The organism is Streptosporangium roseum DSM 43021 (genome assembly GCF_000024865.1).
Classification (GTDB): Bacteria; Actinomycetota; Actinomycetes; order Streptosporangiales; family Streptosporangiaceae; genus Streptosporangium; species Streptosporangium roseum.
In genome coordinates this window covers 1,038,953-1,058,968 of sequence record NC_013595.1, presented here as the reverse complement: position 1 = coordinate 1,058,968, position 20,016 = coordinate 1,038,953, and the positions used below count along the sequence as shown (strand labels likewise).

Below are 20,016 nucleotides of genomic sequence, written 5' to 3'. Positions count from 1 at the left end.
AAGTTCCATTAAAGGGTTCATCCAGGAGGAAATCCATGTCCACACTCGACCAGGCCCCGCCGGCCACCACACCTCACCCCTCGGACTCACCGGCGACCGCGACCACGCCGACCGGCCGGCGACAGGCGGCACGCATGACAGGGCGCCAGAAACTGGTGCTCGCCCTGCTGCTCGGATCCCAGTTCATGGTCGCGGTGGACTTCTCCATCCTGAACGTGGCCCTCCCCGTGGTCGGCGCCGGCCTGGGCTTCTCCCTGGCCGACCTGCAATGGATCGCCACCGCCTTCGCCCTGACCGCGGCCGGCTTCACCCTGCTGTTCGGCCGGGTGGCGGACCTGTTCGGCCGCAAGCGCCTGTTCCTGGGCGGCATGGCACTGCTCGGCCTGTCCTCCGCCCTCGGCGGCCTCGCCACCTCGCCGGGGATGCTGCTGGTCGCCCGCGTGCTGCAGGGGCTGGCCACCGCGGCCGTCACCCCAGCCGGACTTTCCCTGCTGACCACCTCCTTCAAGGAAGGGCCGCTGCGGGACAGGGCCCTCGGCCTCAACGGCGCCCTGATGTCGGCCGGGTTCACCGCCGGCGCGATCCTCGGCGGGCTGCTGACCGACCTGCTGTCCTGGCGCTGGGCCTTCCTGATCAACGTTCCGGTGGCCGCCCTCGTGGTGATCCTGGCCCCGTCCGCCATCCCCGACTCCCGCCCCGCCGGCCGTTCCCGGCTGGACGTGCCCGGCGCCGTCGCCGTCACCGGCGGCCTGCTCACCCTGGTCTACGGCCTCACCCAGGCGGGCGAGACCGGCTGGGGCGACCCCGCCACCCTGGCCGCCCTGGTCGCCGGCGCGGCGCTGCTGGCCGGGTTCTGGTTCATCGAGAAGCGCTCCGCCGACCCGCTCGTCCCCGTGCAGATCATGAAGCGGCCCACCGTGGTCTGGGGCAACGCCGTGGGCCTGATCGCCTTCGTCACCGAGACCTCCCTGGTCTTCCTGCTCACCCTCTACCTGCAGAAGGTGCTGGGCTACTCCCCGCTGGCCACCGGACTGGCCTTCGGCGTCCTGGGGCTGGGCACCGTCATCGGCGGCACCTTCGGCGGCAGGGCCGTCGGCCGGATGGGCAACCGCGCCACCATCGTCACCGGCGGCGTCATCCAGGCCGTCGCCACCGTCTCCCTGGTCGCGCTCGGCACGTCCGGCGCCTGGATCTGGCTGCTGCTGGCGGCCACCTTCATCGGCGGCGTCGGCAACATGTTCATGATCGTCGGATTCATGGTCACCGCCACCTCCGGCCTGCCCGACCGCGAGCAGGGCCTGGCCACCGGTCTGGCCACGATGACCCAGCAGGTCGGCATCACCATGGGCATCCCGATCATGAGCGCCATCGCCACCGCCCGGATGACCGCCCTGGACGGCAGCGGCCCCGACGCCGTCCTGTCCGGCGTCTCCCTCGCCATCCTCGTCAACTCCGCCGTCGTCCTCGTCGGCGCGGTGCTCGCCGGAGCGTTCCTCGCCCCCCGCCGCGCCGAGCACGCACCGGTCAAGTGACCTCGCCTCAAAGAGTGCCGGGACCTCCCGGCACCGTCCGCTGGGAGGCGGCCACCGTGCCCGGCCCGGATCACGACGTCCCCCTGCGGGTCTACCGGAGTGGACCGGCCCCGCGTGGCGTGCTGGTGTGGGCGCACGGCGGGAGCTGGTCGGCGGGATCGGCCGCCGGCTGGCACCCGGCCTGCGCCGACCTGGCACGGGCCGCCTCGGCCACCGTGGTCAGCGTTGACTACCGGCTGGCCCCCGGGCACCCTCACCCGGCCGCCCTTCTGGACGTCCTGGCCGCCATGACCTGGGCCCAGACCATCTCCGACGGGCCGATCGCGGTGGGCGGGGACAGCGCCGGCGGCACGGTCGCCGCGTGCGCCGCTCTCGTGTGGCGGGACCGGCGGCTGCCGCTGGCCGCGCAGGTGCTGGTCTACCCGCCGATCGACCCGCGGTGCCAGGCCCCCTCCTACAGCCGCGACGCGGAGGCCTTCCCCAGCCGGGCCGGACTGCTGGCGGCCTGGCGGGCCTACCGGGGCACCGCGGGCCGCCACCCGGCCGCCGGCGGCGCCACCCCGCTCTACAGCACCCCGGACGAGGCCGCCGACCCCACCGGACTCGCTCCCGCGATCATCGCCGCGGGCTCCCTCGACCCCGTCGCCGACGACGCCCGTGGATACGCCCGGCACCTGCAAACGGCCGGGAACACCGTCACGTTCCGGGAGTTCCGCGGCATGCGCCACGGCGCCTTTCTGACCGACCCCGCGCTCCGCCACTGGCTGGGCGTCACGTACTCCCGGAGGACCCCGTGAACACGACCGCACCGGACCACGCGGCGGCGCTGCTGCGCCACTTCGCCGACCTGCGCGACCGCACCCACGGCGACGCCGTCTCCCGCCAGGACAAGGAGCGCCTCTTCCAGCAGGCCGTCACCCTCCTCGACCCCTACGCCCGGCAGACCCTGGAGGAGGTCGACACCCATCTGCTGCGCGGCACCGGTGCGGTGACCGCGACCGGAACACGCCGCTCGCCGGACGGCGGAGTCGACGCCGTATGGGCACTGTCCTGGCCCGAACAGCGCGCCACCGGCATCAGTCCGATCATCATCCGGGCCTTCTACGGTGCCGGATTCCACCACCCGCACCTGCGGGGCGGCACCGTGGGCGAATGGCCGCTCAACGTCTTCACCCCCGGGCAGGCCGCGGCCGAGCTGCCCACCCTCCGGGCCGTCGTCACCGCCGACCTGCACAATCTCGTCTTCCAGCGCGACTACCGGATCATCCCCGCCGTCACGGACGGGCAAGCACGATGACCTCTCGGCGCTCGTCCCCGTTCCCTGCGGGTGCGGGCGGCCGAGGGTTTCCGGGAACGACACCGTCAGCGGGCCTGCCGTACGGGCTCGTAGTCCTTCAGGGTGATGCGGGTGGCGAACATGTCGGTCATCTTCAGCATCAGGCCCAGCAGGAAGCCGTACTTGAACGTCCAGTTGCGCATGCGGATCCTGGCCGGGCTGCCGGGGGCGAGGAAGGGGCCGGCGTTGCCGCTCCGGGCCACCTTGGCGTATCCGCGGAACTCCTCCTCGTACCGCTCGAAGGCCAGGCGGTGATCACCACCGGCCGCGGCCAGCTCCCCCGCCAGGACGTAGGCGCCGACCACGGCCAGACCGGTGCCGAAGCCGCCCAGGGTGTTGCCGTAGGCGGCGTCGCCGAGCAGCACCACCCGGCCCCTGGCGTAGTGGTCGATCCTGACCTGGCTGATCGAGTCGAGGTAGAGATCGTCCGCCCGCCGTACCGCGTCGACGATCGCGGGGCCCCGCCAGCCCATGCCCGCGTAGGCCTCGGCCACGATCCGCTTGTGCTGCTCGACGTCGTAGCGGTCGTAGTCGAGCTGCTCGGAGGCGAAGACGAAGAACGCGGGCGCCTTCGGCCCGCCGACGGCGACCATCCTGCCGGGCTCGTTGTACATCTTCGGCACGGGCCCGAAGTCTCCCGGCAGCTCGGCCAGGGCGTAGTAGTGGCCGAGGAACGCGACGTGGTCGGCCTCCGGGCCGAAGGCCAGGCGGCGCACGTTGGAGTGGATCCCGTCCGCGCCCACCACCAGGTCGAACGTGCGCGGCGCGGCACGCTCGAAGGTGACATGCACGCCGTCCGCGGTCTCGGTCAGGGACGTGATGGAGTCACCGAAGACGTATTCGCAGCCGGCGGCCGTCCTGTCGTACAGCAGCCTGGACAGGTCGCCGCGCTTGATCTCGATCTCACCGCCGGTGAACTCGCCGGGGATGACCGCCAGCCTGCGGCCGTCGGCGTCGACGATCTCCTGGTCGGTCCCGCCGGTCTGCAGCCGCCGCACATCCTCCAGGATGCCCATCCGCCTCAGCACGGTGAGGTGGGTCTCGCCCTTGAAGTCGACGGCCTGGCCGCCCGCGCGCAGGGCCGGGGCCTTCTCGACGACGGTGACGTTGAAGCCGTAGCGGTCGAGCCAGTAGGCGAGGGCGGGGCCGCCGATGCTGGCGCCGGAGATGAGGACGTTGGTGTTCTTCATGTCCCGGAGCCTCGCCGGAGCCGCTGACAGCCGGGTCCCCACCGGCTGACAGTCACGCGCCGGGGCCGCCCAGGACTGTCAGCGCCTCCTGCCGGCCCATCGCCGCGCCCCGCGCGAACACCGTCGCGAACGCCTCCGCGCCGAGGACGTCCGTGGCGCCCGCGGCGATCCCGGCGACGTCGCGATCACCGGTCACGGCCATGCCGCGCAGCGCCACGCCCACGCCGAGCAGCAGCGCCGCCCGCTCCGCCGTACCCTCAAGCAGGGCCTGCCCGGCCAGGCCCTCGGCGGCGTCGGCGAGGTCGATCGCCAGCGGTGACCTCAGCGCGGCGGCCAGCGCCCCGCGATGCCTGATCATGGCCTCCCGCGTGTCGCCCGTCGCCCCGGCCAGCCGTCCCAGCGCGGTGAGCACGCGCGACCTGATGCCGTCGGTGGTGAACGCGCCGGTCTCCCCGGCCGCCAGCGCGGCATCGAACCGCCGGGCCGCCTCGGCGTGATCGCCCTCGAAGCGGGCCAGCTCGCCCAGCCCCAGGTGGGCCACCACCATCGTCTCCGGCCTGCCCGTCCTGCGGGCGAGCTCGGCCACGCGAAGGTAGTCGGCGGCCGCGGCCGCGTCGTCACCCCGGCGCCGCAGCCCGTCGGCGCGCCTGCACAGCACATCCATGATCTCTTCGAGCGCGCCGAGCTCTTCGAGCAGGTCCAGCGCGCCCTTCCACAGCTCCATGGAGCGCGCCCACTCACCGCGCCAGCTCGCGATCAAGCCGAGCCAGTCGAGCCCCTGTGCCTTCCCCCAGCGTTCGCCCACCGCGCCGAAGGCCGCGACCACGTCCTCGAACTCCCGCTCGGCCCGGGTGACCCGGCCGTTCAGCAGCGCCAGCATGGCTCCGCCGAGCCCTTCGAGCGCCCGGCTCCACGGACCGGAGCCGAGCAGCCGTCGCTGCCGCTCGATCTCCTCGGACGTGGACCCCGGCGGCCCCGCGGTCATCCCCCACAGGGCGGGGGCGAACGGGTAGCGCATCGGCCGGTCCAGCGACCGCATGATCGCTTCGGCGCACTCCCAGTGCCGCGGCCCCGCGTCCGGTACGGCGTGCAGCACGGCCAGGACGTACTCGTCGGTCAGCTCCATGGGCGGCTCCGGCCCGACCGCGTCGAGGAGCCGTACGGCGTGCTGCGTGGCCTGGCCGCGCCGCCCGCTCAGCCACCAGTACATGGCCAGGGCGGCGATCAGCCGCAGCGCCGTCGGCCGGTCGTGCCCGACGGCCCAGCGCAGCGCGGCCTGCAGGTTGGCGTTGTCGGCCGACAGGCGGGCCAGCCACCGGAGCTGCTCCGCCCGGTAGAGGTGGGCGTCGGCGCGCCGCGCGAGGTCGAGGAAGCAGGCGGCATGGGCGGCGCGCAGCCGCTCCTCCTCTCCCGCCTCCGCCAGCCGTTCCGCGCAGAACAGCCGGATGGTGTCGAGCATCTGGTAGCGCTCGCCATCGGTCTCGATCAGCGACCTGTCCACCAGGTCGGCCAGCAGTTCCGCGGTGTCCTGGCCGCAGACCCGCTCGACCGCCTCCAGGCTCGCGCCCCCGGAGAACACCGAGAACCGCCTGGCCAGCGCCTGTTCGTCGGTGTCCAGCAGGTCCCAGCTCCACTCCACGACCGCGTGCAGGGTCCGGTGGCGGGCGGCGGCGGTGCGGTCGCCGCGCGAGAGCAGCCGGAACCTGCCGTGCTCGGCCAGGCGTGTGGCGATCTCCTCGACCGAGAACGTGCGCACCCGCGCCGCCGCCAGCTCGATGGCCAGCGGCAGGCCGTCGAGCGCCGCACAGATCCGCAGGACCGCGCCGAGGTTGCCGGGCCCCAGCGAGAAGCCCTGCCGTACGGCCGCCGCCCGGTCGGCGAACAGCCTCACCGCCGGATAGCCGAGCGGGTCGCCGGACGCGCCGCCCGGCGGCGGGGTGGCCAGGGGCGCCAGCGGGACCAGGTGTTCGCCGGTGATACCCAGAGGTTCCCTGCTGGTGGCCAGGACGGTCAGGCCGGGGCAGGCCGCGAGCAGCCGGCGGGCGAGCGTGGCGGCCGCGGTGACCACGTGCTCGCAGTTGTCCAGGACGAGCAGCAGCTCCTGCTCGGCCAGCGCCGCCACCAGCCGGTCGGTGGGATCGGAGGTGCCGGACATGGGTGACCGCAGCCCGGTCTCGCGCAGGCCGAGCGCGCCGAGCACCGCCTGCGGGACCTGGCCGCCGTCGTCGAGCGTGGAAAGGTCCACGAAGCACGCCTCGCCGCCCCGGCGGACCGCCGCCTCGACGGCCAGCCTGGTCTTGCCGGTGCCGCCGGGGCCGATGACCGTGACCAGCCGGGCGGGGCGCAGGGCGTCGATCCGCTCCAGCTCCCGCTCGCGGCCGACGAAGCTGGTGAGCTGGGTGGGCAGGCCCGCCCGTGCGGCGCGCTCGCGCGGCTGCCCGCCGCGCAGGATCGCCAGGTGCACCGCCGCGAGCTCCGGTGAGGGGTCGGCGCCTAGCTCGTCGGCGAGCAGCCGCCGCCCGTCCTCGAACACCGCCAGCGCCTCGGCCTGCCGCCCGGCCGCGTGCAGCGCCCGCATCAGCAGCCCGCGCGGCCGCTCGCGCAGCGGATGAGCGGCGACCAGCTCCTGCAGCCCGGCCACCGGGCCGGCCTCGGGGAGGGCCAGCTCCGCGTCGAGGAGATCCTCCGCGGCCGTGAGCCTGAGCTCCTCCAGCCTGCTGACCTGCGTGCCGGCGAACGGCGCATCGGCGACGTCCGCGAGCGCGGGCCCCCGCCACAGCTCAAGGCCCTGCCTGAGCAGGGCGGCCGCGCCGGCGTGGTGACCCGCGGCGAGCAGGCGCCGTCCCTCGCGGGCGAGCCGCTCGAACCGGTGCGCGTCGACGTCTTCCGGGTCGACCGCCAGCCGGTAGCCCGCGCCGTGGAACTCGATCAGGTCGGCGGGCAGGTTGCGTCTGAGCCGGGAGATCTGCGCCTGGATGGCGTTGGCGGCGCCCGCGGGTGGCCGCTCGCCGTACTGGCCGTCGATGAGCCGGTCCACTCCGACCATCTTGCCCGCGTCCAGGAGCAGCAACGCGAGCAGGGTGCGCGGCCGCGGACCGCCGACGGCGATCAGATCGCCATCGGCCGATCGCACCACCATCGGGCCCAGGATGCCGAACTGCACGAGGTCGATTGTCCCCCACCCTCACCCGGCCGGGGGCCGGCGAGGCTCGCCGACCGGCTCACCTGGCGTTCGGCCGCATGTCCGTATGCTTCCCGGAAGGCCGCGAGGCCATGCGCCCCGCCTGTCGCGGCATGATCCTGAAGCGGTGGAGGGCGAGCAGGATGACGCCCCCGACAAGACCGGCTCCCCCGGCGCCGGCCAGGGACCATCCGCCCTGCGACTGGGAGGAGTACTCCTCCTGATCCGATTCGGCGAATCCCGCGCGCCGATCGGCGTCCTGCTTCAACTGCTCGTACCGCTCGGGTTCGGTCTCCTTGACGGCCTCCGCCTCGCGGAGCAGCTCGGTCGCCGCCTGGAGGTGACCCTCCAGCCGCGCCGCCGTGTCGCTCGCCCGGGAGAGGGCGAACACGCCCAGCGCCCCGGCGATCAGACCCGCCACCAGCAGTACGGCTCCGAGCCGTGGCACCCATTTCATGGCCGAGAACGGTAGTTCCGTGTCGCGACCGGCCGCACCCGTCCGCCGGGTGATCTCGTATCCCCCGCCCGGGTGACCTGGATACCGAGGGGGCGACCGCCGTCACGACGGTGCTCGTCCTCTGCCGGGCTCTCTGCCGGACGGTCGCAGCCGATGCCGGACTGCGCGGACAGGTCCGGGAACGGCGGGTCCCCGGCCGAGACGGTGAGTGCCGTTCCCGGCCTTTGCCGGGAACGGCACTCACGGTCATCTCGTCAGGCCCCGACGGGGCTCAGAACGTTGGCGTGTTGTTGACGAAGGCGGTGCAGTTCGCCGGGTACGCCGGAGGCCCGAGGGGCGTTCCCGGGGCAAAGTAACCTCCCATGACCGGAACGGGAAGCCCCACGAGGCACCGTGTCCGGGCGATGTCGCCGCTTGCGCTCTGCACCGCGACGTGCAGGTAGGGCAACACACCCTCGAAGATCACCGACGTGGCGACGTCGGTCACGCCGTTGGGGAAGCCGGGCAGACCCGAGAGGTTGTGCCAGACGGGGGTCGTCCTCGGGTCGCGGAGAGCCAGTGTTCCGCCGCCTCGTACCGACGTGACGAACTCGTCGAGGAGCAAGGACGACGTGGCGAGGGCGGATCGCGGTCCTGCGGGGCCTTCCGGACCCACGGGACCAGCAGCGCCCGTGGCACCCGTGGCACCCGTCGCGCCCGGAGCACCGGCAGGACCCACCGGGCCCGCGGGACCCGCGGGACCAGCCGCACCCGTGGCACCCGTGGCACCCGTCGCGCCCGGAGCACCCGCGGGGCCCACCGGGCCCGCGGGACCCGCGGGACCTATGTCGCCCGCAGGACCCGTGGCGCCCTCGGGACCGGCGGCACCCGCCGGACCCGCGGGACCCGCCGCGCCCGTGGCACCCGCCAGGCCTGCCGCGCCCGCCGGACCCACAGGACCGGCAGGACCCGTCTCCCCCGCCGCGCCCACCGGACCAACCGCACCCGCAGGGCCCGCCGGACCCACGAGGCCCGCCGCACCCGCCGCACCCGCGGGTCCAACCGGCCCCGCAAGACCAACCGGACCCGCAGGACCCGTGTCACCCGCAGGACCGGTCGCACCCGCCGGGCCAGCGGGACCTGTCGCCCCCGTGGCACCCGTGGCACCCGTCGCGCCCGGAGCACCGGCAGGACCCACCGGCCCCGCGGGACCCGCCGGGCCTGTGGCGCCGGTCGCACCCGTGGCACCGGTCGCGCCCGCGGGACCAGCCGCGCCCGTGGCACCCGTGTCCCCCGTGTCACCGGTCGCACCCGTGGCACCCGTCGCACCCACCGGCCCCGCAGGACCCGTCTCTCCCGCAGGACCAGCCGGGCCGGCAGGACCCGTGTCACCCGCAGGACCCGCCGCACCGGTCACACCCGCCGGACCCGTCTCGCCCGCGGGCCCCGCAGGACCGGCAGGACCCGCCGCGCCCACCGGACCAACCGCACCCGCCGGGCCGACAGGACCCGTATCACCCGTTGCACCGGTCTCACCCACAGGACCGGCAGGACCGGCCGCACCCGCTGGACCCGCCGGACCTATGTCACCCGCAGGGCCCGCCGCACCGGCAGGACCAGCCGGGCCGGCAGGACCCGTGTCACCCGCAGGACCCGCCGCACCGGTCACACCCGCCGGACCCGTCTCGCCCGCGGGCCCCGCAGGACCGGCAGGACCCGCCGCGCCCACCGGACCAACCGCACCCGCCGGGCCGACAGGACCCGTATCACCCGTTGCACCGGTCTCACCCACAGGACCGGCAGGACCGGCCGCACCAGTCGCGCCCACAGGACCCGCCGGACCTGTGTCACCCGCAGGACCCCTCGCACCGGCAGGACCCACTGAGCCGGCAGGGCCCATGGCGCCCGTGTCACCTGCTGGACCAGCCGCACCCGCCGGGCCAGCCGGACCCGTGTCACCCGCAGGACCCGCCGGACCTATGTCACCAGCAGGACCTCTCTCACCCGCAGCACCTGCAGGACCGGCCGCACCAGTCGCGCCCGCAGGACCCGCCGGACCTGTGTCACCCGCAGGACCCCTCGCACCGGCAGGACCGGCAGGACCCGTATCACCAGCAGGGCCCACCAGACCCGTAGCACCGGTCGCACCCGCAAGACCCCTTGCGCCCGCAAGACCCCTTGCGCCCGCAGGACCCGTGGCACCGGTCGCACCGGTCGCACCCACAGGACCCCTTGCGCCCGCAGGACCCGTAGCACCGGTCTCACCCGCAGGACCCGCAGGGCCCACGGCACCGGTCGCACCGGTCGCACCGGCAGGACCTATGTCACCCGCAGGACCCCTCTCGCCCGCAGGACCGGCCGCACCCGTGGCGCCCGTAGCGCCCGCCGGACCGGCAGGACCCGTCTCACCCGCAGGACCCCTCTCGCCCGCAGGACCAGCAGGGCCCGTATCACCAGCCGGACCCACCAGACCCGTATCACCAGTCGCACCCGCAGGACCCCTTGCGCCCGCGGGACCCGTCTCACCCGCAGGACCCGTGTCACCCGCAGGACCCCTCTCTCCCGCAGGACCCGTCGCACCCGTGGCACCGGTCGCACCGGTCGCACCCGCAGGACCTCTCTCGCCCGCAGGACCGGCCGCACCCGTAGCACCCGTAGCGCCCGTAGCGCCCGTAGCGCCCGTGGCACCGGTCGCGCCCGCCGGACCGGCAGGACCTGTATCACCGGCAGGACCCACTGGGCCAGCAGGGCCCACGGCGCCAGTGTCACCCGCAGGACCCCTCGCACCTGTAGGACCAGCAGGGCCCGTGTCACCGGCAGGACCCGCAGGACCGGCCGCACCGGTCTCACCCGCAGGACCCACCGGACCTGTGTCACCCGCAGGACCTCTCTCGCCCGCAGGACCGGCCGCACCCGTAGCGCCCGTAGCGCCGGTCGCACCCGCAGGACCAGCCGGGCCCCCCGGACCCGTCGCACCTGTGGCACCGGTCGCGCCAGCAGGACCTATGTCACCCGCAGGACCCCTCTCGCCCGCAGGACCGGAAGGACCCGTCTCACCCGCCGGCCCCGCAGGGCCCGTAGCACCGGTCTCACCCGCCGCCCCCGCAGGACCCGTAGCGCCCGTCACACCAGTCTCACCCGCAGGACCCCTCTCACCCGCAGGACCCGCCGCACCCGTGGCACCGGTCGCGCCGGTCGCACCCGCAGGACCAGCCGGCCCCCCCGGACCCGTCGCACCCGCAGGGCCTGTCGCACCCGTCGCACCTGTGGCACCGGTCGCGCCAGCAGGACCTATGTCACCCGCAGGACCCCTCTCGCCCGCAGGACCGGAAGGACCCGTCTCACCCGCAGGGCCCGTGGCACCAGTCGCACCAGTCGCACCAGTCGCACCAGTCGCACCAGCAGGACCCGTATCACCCGCAGGACCCGCCGCACCCGTGGCACCGGTCGCGCCGGTCGCACCCGCAGGACCAGTCGGGCCTCCCGGACCCGTCGCACCCGTAGTGCCCGCAGGACCAGTCGGACCCCCCGGACCCGCAGGACCAGTCGGGCCTCCCGGGCCGGTGGCGCCCGCCGGGCCCCGCGTTCCCGGCGGCCCGTGCCGGCCGTCACGACCGTCGCGGCCGTCGCGACCGTCCCGCCCGTTGCGGCCATTACGGCCGTTGTGACCATTGCAGCCGTTATGGCCGTTCCAACCATTGCAGCCGCGGTGGCAACAATGGCGCCTTCGGCACCCGCAGTGCCTCAGCGCGAAAGCTCCCCCCACACGGAGGCTCGAACTGTCGAGAGTCCGGACGTCGTAGCGGGCAGAAGTGGATTCGCCACCACCGGCCCGATACTGGAGGAGAAAGGCGCCCGCGCTCTCCGAAGTGGCGCTTGACGGCGTCTGACATGAGATCGCCAGGATAGCGCCGATTGCCGTTGTTGCGACGGCCCAGCTCCGGCCGCGTTTCCCGGGGTCCACATTTGGAGCCCGTCTGATACCGCTAGATGTCATCGCATTCCATGTCGTTCACGATTCCGGGGAATCAGGTTCTGCAGACCGCGACAGCGGTGGCACCCCCCGAAGTACCCCATGATCGACACGAGGATCCATCGCCCTGCTTAATGAGATTTAAATGGATTAACCAACGATGGAGAAATGTCGTACTTATTTAATTTCATCTATTTATGCCTCCCTGAGAATCGATCCCTCACACCGGCACGCCGAGCCCGGAAAGGCTTTCGCGCCGCCGGCGCGCTCGACGCGCCGGGCGGAGCGAGCGGTCAGGAGACCTTCCGGCCGAGGAAGTCGCGGATGAGCGCCGCGATCTCGGCGCCATGGGTCTCCAGGGCGAAGTGCCCGGCGTCCAGGAGGTGGATCTCCGCGTCGGGCAGGTCGCGGGCGTATGCCCGAGCCCCGTCGGCGCCGAAGATCTCGTCGTTCTCCCCCCACGCGACGAGCACAGGCGGCCGGTGCGTACGGAAGTACTCCTGGAAGCCGGGATAGCCGTCGAGGTTGAACTGGTAGTCCCAGAAGAGCTGGAGCTGAATCTCCTTGTTCCCGGGCCGGTCCAGGTAGGCCTGGTCGAGGGTCCAGGTGTCCGGAGTGAGACGGTCGAGCCGGTCGGCGGGCACGCCGTGGGTGTACTGCCACCGGGTCGCCTCCGCCTCCAGGAGCGTACGGACCTCGGCTTCGTTGGCGGCCCGGTCCTTGGCGTGGGCGAACAGGACCTCCCAGAAGGGAGTGAAGCCCTCCAGGTAGGCGTTGCCGCTCTGACTGATGATCGCGGTCACCCGTTCCGGGTCACGGCCGGCGATGCGCAGCCCGATCGGCGCGCCGTAGTCCTGGATGTAGAGGGCGAACCGGTCGACGCCGAGAGCGTCCAGCAGCCCGACGGTGACCTCGGTCAGCTTTTCGAAGCTGTACGGGAAATCGCCGGCCGGGGGCATCGCCGACTGCCCGAAGCCGATGTGGTCCGGCGCGATCAGGTGATACGAGTCGGCCAGGTCGCGCAGCAGGTTCCGGAACATCGCCGAACTGCTCGGGAAACCGTGCAGCAGGACCAGCGTCGGGTTGGCCGGGTCTCCCGCCTCCCGGTAGAAGACCCGCAGCCCCTGGACCTCGACGGTGCGGTGCCGGACCCCGTTCGTGGCGATGTCGCCGACGGCCGTGTCAGTGGTGGACATTCCGGTCTCCTCTGTTCGATCTTGATCTGCCGACGCGGGCGAGCCGAGGGGCGGGGATCGTCCGGGCCACCGCCGAATATCGCCTAACCCTCTAAATCGCTCTTGTCGGTTAGACCGTACGGTCGCGAACCTAACTTGTCAAAGCGACTTTGAGGGTTAGGATTGGACGGTGACCGACAGACCGCTGACCGGGGAGCCTCTGGCTCTGGACCTCGTCAACACCGAGTGGCCCGAGCAGGGGCGGATGCTGGACTACCTGGCGGACCCCGCCGGCCTGCGGACCTGGCTCGCTGAGCACGAGGACGAGTTCGGGCCGGTGGATCCGGAGGGCCAGACCCCGCTCGGACCGCTGCGACACGCACGACGCGCGATCCGGCGGGCACTTGAGGAGAATGAGTACGGCGAGCTCAACACCGTGCTCGCCCACGGCCGGCTCCGGCTGAGCATCGACGGTCACGGGCCGGCGGAACGTCCGGAGCTGGACGACCCGGCGTGGCTACCCGCCTGGGAGGCCGGGCGGGCCTTCCTCGACCTCGTCCGGACGGCGCCTCCCGGACGGGTGCGGAAATGCGACGGGCCCGGCTGCGTGCTCTGGTTCCTCGACACCTCACGCAACGGCCGCCGCCGCTGGTGCTCCATGACCGGCTGCGGCAACCGCGCCAAGGCCCGCGCCCACTACACCCGGGGGCAGGCCGGCTGAGCCGGGCCCGCCCGTCAGGCCCGCGCCTCGGGAGCGGCGGACAGGCCACCCGAGGTGATCATGATCGCGTTCCCGGGCGGCCCGATGTTCCGCAGGTCACAGCTCCGGGCATCCAGGAGGTGGCGGGCCGGCGGCCGCAGACCGGACGCGCCGCCACACGGGACGACGGGGCGGCCGGGAGGTCACATGCAGGTCATCGGAGCGGGGTTCGGCCGTACGGGGACCGCCTCGTTGAAGGCGGCGCTGGAGCATCTGGGCCTGCGGCCCTGCTATCACATGCTTGAGATCTTCGATCATCCCGAGATGGCCGGGCAGTGGCTGGACATCGCGGAGGGACGGTCGGCGGACTGGGACGCGGTGTTCGACGGCTACCAGGCCACGGTCGACTGGCCGGGCGCGTCCTACTGGCGCGAGCTCGCCGACCACTACCCCGAGGCCAAGATCCTGCTGAACGTCCGGGACCCCCAGCGGTGGTACAGGAGCATGGAGGCCACGATCTTCAAGCAGGCACGCAAAAGGGAGTCCCTGGCCGGACGCGCGGGATACGCCGTACTGTGCCGGATGAGCGGTGATTTCGCCGCGTTCACCAGGATGACCCGCGAGGTGGTCGTCGAGCGGGTCTTCGGCGGCGACATCACCGACAAGGCACACGTCCTGAAGGTCTTCAAGGACCACACCGACGCGGTGCGCGCGTCGTTCCCGCCGGACCGGGTGCTGGTCTACGACGTCACGCAGGGCTGGGAGCCGCTCTGCGCCTTTCTCGGTCTCCCCGTCCCCGCGGCGCCGTTCCCCCGGCTCAACGACAGTGAGAGCTTCGTCCGCGACGCTCGCAGGCGGATCGCCCGGATGGTCCTGCGCCGCTGATGTTCGGGCGGGACACGATCGTCGCTACCATCCTGGGCATGTTCAGCGGCCGGGTGGACACGACCCACCAGGTCACCGACCCGCGCATCGCCGTCGACGGCGACACCGCGCGCCTCACCGCACTGATCGAGGCCCAGCACCTGCTCACCGCCGACCGGAGCAAGAACGCCCTGCTGAAGAACCTCTACGACGTCGGCCTCGTCCGTGACGGCGACCGCTGGGGCATGCGCCGGGTCGGCATCGACTGCCTCTGGTTCACCGGCGACCCCACCGCCGTCTTCGGCCGCTGAGCGGTTCGCGAACTGACCCCCGAAAGAAGAGATCATGAGTAACCTCAACGACCTGCGCTCCCTGATCCGCGGCCACGTGTCGCTGGCGGGAGACGACGGCTTCGACCAGGCCCGCCGGCCGTGGAACCTGGCCGTCGAGCAGCCGGTGCGGGCGGTGGTCGAGGCCGCCGGCGCCGACGACGTGGCGGCCCTGGTGCGCTACGCCCGCGACGCGGGACTGACGGTGTCGGCCCAGCCCAGCGGCCACGGCGCCACGGGTGATGTGGACGGGGTGATCCTGCTGCGCACCGGCAGGCTCGACGAGGTGCGGGTGGATCCCGGCGCCCGCACCGCCCGCGTCGGCGCGGGCGTCGCCTGGGGGCAGGTGCAGTCCGTGGCCGGGCCGCATGGCCTGACCGGACTGCCCGGCAGCTCGCCGGTGGTCAGCGTGGCCGGCTACACCCTCGGCGGCGGGCTCAGCTGGTTCGGCCGCAGCTACGGATGGGCCGCCGACTCCGTCACCGCCTTCGAGGTCGTCGACGCCGACGGGGTCCGGGCCCGGGTCACCGCCGACTCCGACGCCGACCTGTTCTGGGCGCTGCGCGGCGGCGGCGGCGACTTCGCACTGGTCACCGCGATCGAATTCGACCTGCACCCCGCACCCGCCCTGTACGGCGGGCGCCTGCTCTGGCCGGCGGACCGCGCGGCGGAGGTGCTGGAGGCGTACCGGGCGATCACCACCACGGCCCCCGACGAGCTGACCGTCTGGTTCGACCTGCTGCAGTTCCCCGGCTCGGCGCCGCTGGTCGCCGTGGACGTCACCCACCTGGGCGACGCGGCCGAGGGCCGGGCGCTGCTGCGCCCTCTGGACCGGATCGGCGGACTGATCTCCGACAGCCGCGCCGCCATGCCGGTCGCCGAGCTCGGCGCCATCACCGCCGAACCGACCACTCCCGGCCCCGGCATGTCCCGCGGCGAACTGCTGACCGGCCTGGACGACCTCGCGGCCAAGACCCTGCTCTCGGCGCCCATCGACCCACTGCTCAGCGTGCAGGTCCGGCACCTGGGCGGAGCCCTGGCCCGGCCTTCCGAGAGCCCGCACGGCCCCCTGACCGAGCCCTACGCCCTCTACCTGTTCGGGGTCCCGTCCACCCCCGACGTCGCGGCCGCCATCCGGACCAGGCAGCGGGAACTCGTCCGGAGCCTCGCCCCCGCCGTCAGCGGGCGCAAGCCGTACACCTACCTGAACCCGGCCGAAACCGTGGCGGTCGCCTTCACCCCCGCCGTCCTGACCCGCCTGCGGGAGATCAAGCGCCGGCGCGATCCCCGGAACGTCCTGCGCGGCAACTTCCCCGTCGGCGCCTGATCCCCCGCCCCGGAGGACCTGCGGGGGCCGGCCGCGACCGCGCCCGGCCCCCGTCTCCCCTGCGGACCGGTCGGCGGGCCTACTTGATCCTGGTCATGCTGGAGTCGTAACCTCCGCCGCCGGGGTAGACCCACGCGCCGGAGAGGGTGTCGCCGTCGGCGCTGAAGGTTCCCCTGTAGTACGCGGGTGAGCCCTTCTCGCCGCCCCAGATGGTCAGGGTGTCACCGTCGAGCTCGTAGACGTAGTCGAAGGTGTTGCCCTGGCTGTCGTAGAAGCGGGACTTGATGTCCTCGCCGGCACTCTCCGCGCCGAAGGGCTTCTCACGACCGATCACCTCGAAGCCGGCGATGCGCTGGCCGTACTGCTCCATCTCGATGTCCTGGATGAGGAAGAAGCCGCCGTCCAGCCAGCGGTAGGTGACCGTCCCCTCGGCTCCTCCGCTCACCCGCCAGGAGCCGACGAGCCGCTCCAGGGCCCTGACCTGCTCGTCCGGCTGCGCGACCTGCGTGTTCTCGGTGATCTCCGTCATGACTGTTCCTTCCTGCCGTTCCCCGCGATCACCGCGTCGTCGCGGTGTCGCCCATATGACCGGGAGGTCGGCGGAAGGGAATCGGCCGGTGAGAGTGACCTGCGTCACATCTGTTTCCAGCCTGGTCCACGGGGGCGCCGGGTTCACGAGGTCAGAGACACGCCGGAGCGGGATCGCAGTGCCGTCCCGGCCCCGCCAGGTCCACGGAACAGGCCCTATCCGGCCACCGCGCGGGCGGCGGCAGGGGTGAGGGTGGCGCCGTGCCGGTGGGCCAGGGTGAAGCGCGGCTCGCCCAGCCGCTCGCATACCTGTGCGGTGATGCGGTCGATGTCCGTCTGCTCGGCCGGCGCGACGCTCTGCCCGGCGCGGAGCGCGGAGGCGGCGCCGAGGAGCCAGGCAGCCTGCTCATGCCGCCCCAGCAGGCCAAGGGCACCGGCCAGGCCGTCCAGCGCCGCCGGCAGCTCCCTGCTTCCGGGGAGGGCCATGCCCAGGTCGAACGCCTCCCGGTGGCGGGCGAGCGCCTCCGGCCCGTTCCCGCGCCGCTCGGCGACGAACCCCAGCTCGCAGTGGATCATCGGCAGGTACGGCGGGGGCGTGCCCCCCACGGCCGTACCGGGACTGCGCTCCAGCACGGAGCGCAGGTGCGCCTCGGCCTGGTCCAGCCGTCCCAGCCTGCGCAGCGAGAACGCCAGCCCCATCGTCGCGAACACCTCGCCCGCCCGGTTCCCCTGCTCGGCGTACAACCGGAGGCCGCGCTCACAGGTCTCGGCCGCGACCGGCAGGTCCCCGCGTTGCAGCGCCAGCCAGCCGAGCCAGGCGACCCGCCCGGCGACCTCCGCCCACAGGCCCAGCTCCTCGGCCCAGCGCAGGCCCTGACGGTGCAGCCGTTCCGCCTCGGCGTGGTCTCCGGTCAGCTCGGCCAGCGCGCCCAGCCAGCCGGTGGCCTCCAGCTGCCCCCACCGGTCCCCCGCCTCGGCGAACAGCGCCGCGGCGCGCCCGGCGTCACGCCCCAGACCGTCGAGGTCACCGCGGACGTGGGCCAGCTTGGCCCTGGTGGTCAGCGCGGCGGCGGTGCCCCACCGGTCGTTCAACCGCTCGAACACCGGCAGCGCCTCGCGTACCAGCTCCTCCGCCGCCGCCAGGTCACCCAGGTCGCTGCCGGCGTAGGCCAGGAACCAGGCGGCTCTGGCCTGCCCGCCGGGGTCGTCGTGCAGGCGCAGCGCGACCTCTCTCCGCCGGTCACGGTCGCCGTCGTCGCCGTCGCCGTACAGGAAGGCGATCCCGGCGTCCCACGCGAGCGCCCGCCCGCGCAGGGCCGGCTCGCCGGCGTCGGGTACGGCCAGCGCCACCGCGAACGACCGCCCGGCCTCGGCCAGCCTCCCCCGCAGGAACCAGTACCACGCGAGGGCGTTGACCAGCCGCAACGCGGGCTCGCCGGCCGAGGCCGGGAGAACGGCCGGGCCGGCGGCGGTGGCGAGGGCCACCCTGAGGTTGGCGGCCTCGGCGTCCAGCCGCCCCAGCCACTCGCGCTGGTCGGCGCCCCGCAGCCGCCGCTCGGCTTCCTCGGCCAGATCAAGGTAGTAGGCGAGGTGACGGTGCCGTATCAGCTCCTCCTCACCCGCCTCCCGCAGCCGGTCGGCACTGTAGGCCGCGACGGACTCCAGCAGCCGGTATCTCGGCCCGGCCGGATCGTCGGTCATGACCACGAGCGAGCGGTCCACCAGGCGGGTCAGCGGATCGAGCACGTCGTGCCCGCTGACGGCGGCGGCGGCCTCCAGCGTGCAGCCGTCGGCGTGTACGGCCAGCCGGCGCAGCACGGCCCGCTCCGTCTCGCCCAGCAGCTCCCAGCTCCAGTCGATCATCGCCATGAGTGTCTGCTGGCGCGGCGGCGCACCCCTGTGCCCGGTGGCGAGCAGCCTGAAGCGATCGTCGAGGCGGCGCACCAGCTCGCGTACGCCGAGGGAGCGCACACGGGTGGCGGCCAGCTCCAGCGCCAGCGGGATCCCGTCAAGGCGGCGGCACAGCACGGCCACATCGGCCGCGTTCTCCTCGTCCAGCGTGAATCCCCGCGACGCGGCCCCCGCCCTGGCCACGAACAGCCGTACCGCCCCGGAGGCGGCCAGCTCACCGAGACCCGCGTCCGGAGCGGCCACGTCCAGGGGCGGCACGTTCCACACCACCTCGCCGGGCAGCCCGAGCGGCTCCTGACTGGTGGCCAGCACCCGCAGCCCCGGCGCGGCGGCCAGCAGCCGCGCGACCAGCGCGGCCACCGGTTCGACGACGTGCTCGCAGTTGTCGAGGACGAGCAGCGTGCGGCGCCCGCGCAGTGCCTCGACGAGCCGGTCCGCGGGCTGCGCGCCCTCGCTGATCCCGAGCACCGCCATGACGGCCTCGGCCAGCCTGGACTCCGCGTCCTTGGCGCCGGGCCGGTCGAGGACGGCCAGTTCGACGAACCACACCTCGTCGAGGCCGGCGGCGGCCTCGATGGCGAGCCTGGTCTTGCCGACGCCGCCGGGTCCGCTCAAGGTCACCAGCCGCTCGCCGGCCAGCCGTTCGCGCAGCTCGGCGACGGCGCTGTCCCGGCCGATGAGCGCGCCGAGCGGCGTCGGCAGATTCGTCCGGCCGGGGGACGGGCCGGGGGACGGGCCGCCCGCGACGGACTGCGTGAGGACCTGCCGGTGAAGGGCGACGAGGTCCGGGCTGGGGTCCAGGCCGAGCTCTTCGGCCAGCACGGCGCGCAGGCGCTCGTAGCTGCCGAGCGCCTCGCTCTGGCGCCCGGACCTGTACAGCGCGAGGATGTGCGCGGCGCGCAGCCGTTCGCGCAGGGGGTGGGCGGCGACCAGTTCGCCCAGCTCACCGGCGAGCAGCGCGTGCTCACCGAGCGCGAGCCGTACCTCGGCCAGCTCTTCCACGGCGGCCAGCCGCCGCTCCTCCAGCCGGGCCGCCGCCGCGCGCGTGAACGGCGCGTCGGCGAAGTCGGCGAACGCGCTCCCCCGCCACAGGCCCAGCGCCCGTCCCAGCAGCTCGGCCCGCTCACCGGCGGCGGCCCGGTCCGCGGCTTCCAGCCAGGCCTCGAAGTCGACGGCGTCGGTCTCGGCCTTCAACAGGTATCCGGCCGGCTGGTGGGACACGAGCTCACGTGCCCCCGGCTCGGCGTCCTCCAGCACGCGCCGCAGCTGTGACACCTTCGCCGACAACGCGCCCGCCGGGTTGCCCGGCAGGTCGTCGCCCCACAGATCGTCGATGAGCCGGTCGGCCGGCACCGGGCGGCCCTCGTGCAGGAGCAGGTCGGCCAGCAGCGCCCGGACCTTCAGCCCCGGCACCGCGACCAGCTCGCCCGCCGATGTCCACACCGCCACCGGCCCCAGCATCCCGAAACGCATGCGGGCCACGATAACCGGGCCGTAAGACAAGCAGAAACATTCCGTAAAGCACTTCCAGCAC

General features: G+C 73.6%; 17 protein-coding genes. 7 read left to right on the top strand and 10 right to left on the bottom strand.

The genetic code is table 11. The features are described 5' to 3' along the window. Nucleotides 1-35 precede the first annotated feature (35 nt). From SROS_RS04965 to SROS_RS04955, 3 genes are read left to right on the top strand one after another with little or no spacing between them, the layout of a single operon-like run. Complete coding sequence (locus tag SROS_RS04965; protein WP_012887788.1) at nt 36-1,532, top strand: MFS transporter; 1,497 nt, start codon at nt 36-38, stop codon at nt 1,530-1,532. 14 nt (nt 1,533-1,546) lie between these two features. Continuing rightward, nucleotides 1,547-2,329 carry an alpha/beta hydrolase gene (locus tag SROS_RS04960; protein ID WP_148268959.1) on the top strand — a complete coding sequence of 261 codons (783 nt, stop codon included), beginning with the start codon at nt 1,547-1,549 and terminating at the stop codon, nt 2,327-2,329. Then, a complete protein-coding gene (locus SROS_RS04955) occupies nt 2,326-2,829 on the top strand; it encodes a hypothetical protein (RefSeq protein ID WP_012887786.1) in 504 nt (167 codons plus the stop codon). The genes SROS_RS04960 and SROS_RS04955 overlap by 4 nt, the downstream gene beginning before the upstream one ends. 65 nt (nt 2,830-2,894) lie before the next feature. Here SROS_RS04955 and SROS_RS04950 read toward each other — a convergent pair whose 3' ends face one another. From SROS_RS04950 to SROS_RS04920, 8 genes are all read right to left on the bottom strand, one after another. Then, complete coding sequence (locus SROS_RS04950) at nt 2,895-4,058, bottom strand: FAD-dependent monooxygenase (protein ID WP_012887785.1); 1,164 nt, start codon at nt 4,056-4,058, stop codon at nt 2,895-2,897. 52 nt (nt 4,059-4,110) lie between these two features. Next, nucleotides 4,111-7,221, bottom strand: a complete 3,111-nt coding sequence (locus SROS_RS04945; protein ID WP_012887784.1) for an ATP-binding protein — start codon at nt 7,219-7,221, stop codon at nt 4,111-4,113. A 58-nt stretch (nt 7,222-7,279) separates the two neighbouring features. Then, nucleotides 7,280-7,696: a hypothetical protein gene (locus tag SROS_RS04940; protein WP_012887783.1), complete on the bottom strand. Its 417-nt coding sequence runs from the start codon at nt 7,694-7,696 to the stop codon at nt 7,280-7,282. 271 nt (nt 7,697-7,967) lie between these two features. Beyond that, a complete protein-coding gene (locus SROS_RS51970; protein WP_012887782.1) occupies nt 7,968-8,300 on the bottom strand; it encodes a hypothetical protein in 333 nt (110 codons plus the stop codon). 1,040 nt (nt 8,301-9,340) lie between these two features. Continuing rightward, nucleotides 9,341-9,634, bottom strand: a complete 294-nt coding sequence (locus tag SROS_RS51965; RefSeq protein WP_012887781.1) for a hypothetical protein — start codon at nt 9,632-9,634, stop codon at nt 9,341-9,343. A gap of 18 nt (nt 9,635-9,652) precedes the next feature. Further along, nucleotides 9,653-9,823 carry a hypothetical protein gene (locus SROS_RS50745; protein ID WP_169369256.1) on the bottom strand — a complete coding sequence of 57 codons (171 nt, stop codon included), beginning with the start codon at nt 9,821-9,823 and terminating at the stop codon, nt 9,653-9,655. Between the two features lie 171 nt (nt 9,824-9,994). Next, nucleotides 9,995-10,651 carry a hypothetical protein gene (locus SROS_RS53740; RefSeq protein WP_169369254.1) on the bottom strand — a complete coding sequence of 219 codons (657 nt, stop codon included), beginning with the start codon at nt 10,649-10,651 and terminating at the stop codon, nt 9,995-9,997. A gap of 1,290 nt (nt 10,652-11,941) precedes the next feature. Beyond that, complete coding sequence (locus SROS_RS04920) at nt 11,942-12,844, bottom strand: alpha/beta fold hydrolase (RefSeq protein WP_012887777.1); 903 nt, start codon at nt 12,842-12,844, stop codon at nt 11,942-11,944. A 169-nt stretch (nt 12,845-13,013) separates the two neighbouring features. Here SROS_RS04920 and SROS_RS04915 point away from each other — a divergent pair, with 169 nt between their 5' ends. The 4 genes from SROS_RS04915 to SROS_RS04900 all read left to right on the top strand — a co-directional run bounded on the left by SROS_RS04915 (nt 13,014) and on the right by SROS_RS04900 (nt 16,043). After that, nucleotides 13,014-13,544, top strand: coding sequence for a CGNR zinc finger domain-containing protein (locus SROS_RS04915; RefSeq protein ID WP_012887776.1), 531 nt, complete (start codon nt 13,014-13,016; stop codon nt 13,542-13,544). Between the two features lie 186 nt (nt 13,545-13,730). Next, entirely contained in the window at nt 13,731-14,408 is a 678-nt protein-coding gene (locus tag SROS_RS04910) for a sulfotransferase family protein (protein WP_012887775.1), read from the top strand. 38 nt (nt 14,409-14,446) lie between these two features. After that, a complete protein-coding gene (locus SROS_RS04905; RefSeq protein WP_245564559.1) occupies nt 14,447-14,698 on the top strand; it encodes a nuclear transport factor 2 family protein in 252 nt (83 codons plus the stop codon). A gap of 34 nt (nt 14,699-14,732) precedes the next feature. Next, nucleotides 14,733-16,043, top strand: a complete 1,311-nt coding sequence (locus tag SROS_RS04900) for an FAD-binding oxidoreductase (protein WP_012887773.1) — start codon at nt 14,733-14,735, stop codon at nt 16,041-16,043. Nucleotides 16,044-16,122: 79 nt separating this feature from the next. On the opposite strand, the gene SROS_RS04895 is transcribed toward SROS_RS04900, so the two are convergent. After that, nucleotides 16,123-16,572, bottom strand: coding sequence for a hypothetical protein (locus tag SROS_RS04895; RefSeq protein ID WP_012887772.1), 450 nt, complete (start codon nt 16,570-16,572; stop codon nt 16,123-16,125). Between the two features lie 215 nt (nt 16,573-16,787). Beyond that, nucleotides 16,788-19,955 carry an AfsR/SARP family transcriptional regulator gene (locus SROS_RS04890; protein WP_012887771.1) on the bottom strand — a complete coding sequence of 1,056 codons (3,168 nt, stop codon included), beginning with the start codon at nt 19,953-19,955 and terminating at the stop codon, nt 16,788-16,790. Nucleotides 19,956-20,016 lie beyond the last annotated feature (61 nt).

Bases quoted from the DNA above. Each gene is read 5' to 3' on its own strand.
- SROS_RS04965 (WP_012887788.1), top strand. From the start codon at position 36: ATGTCCACACTCGACCAGGCCCCGCCGGCCACCACACCTCACCCCTCG.
- SROS_RS04950 (WP_012887785.1), bottom strand. From the start codon at position 4,058: ATGAAGAACACCAACGTCCTCATCTCCGGCGCCAGCATCGGCGGCCCC.
- SROS_RS04940 (WP_012887783.1), bottom strand. From the start codon at position 7,696: ATGAAATGGGTGCCACGGCTCGGAGCCGTACTGCTGGTGGCGGGTCTG.
- SROS_RS04920 (WP_012887777.1), bottom strand. From the start codon at position 12,844: ATGTCCACCACTGACACGGCCGTCGGCGACATCGCCACGAACGGGGTC.
- SROS_RS04910 (WP_012887775.1), top strand. From the start codon at position 13,731: ATGCAGGTCATCGGAGCGGGGTTCGGCCGTACGGGGACCGCCTCGTTG.
- SROS_RS04905 (WP_245564559.1), top strand. From the start codon at position 14,447: ATGTTCAGCGGCCGGGTGGACACGACCCACCAGGTCACCGACCCGCGC.
- SROS_RS04900 (WP_012887773.1), top strand. From the start codon at position 14,733: ATGAGTAACCTCAACGACCTGCGCTCCCTGATCCGCGGCCACGTGTCG.
- SROS_RS04895 (WP_012887772.1), bottom strand. From the start codon at position 16,572: ATGACGGAGATCACCGAGAACACGCAGGTCGCGCAGCCGGACGAGCAG.
- SROS_RS04890 (WP_012887771.1), bottom strand. From the start codon at position 19,955: ATGCGTTTCGGGATGCTGGGGCCGGTGGCGGTGTGGACATCGGCGGGC.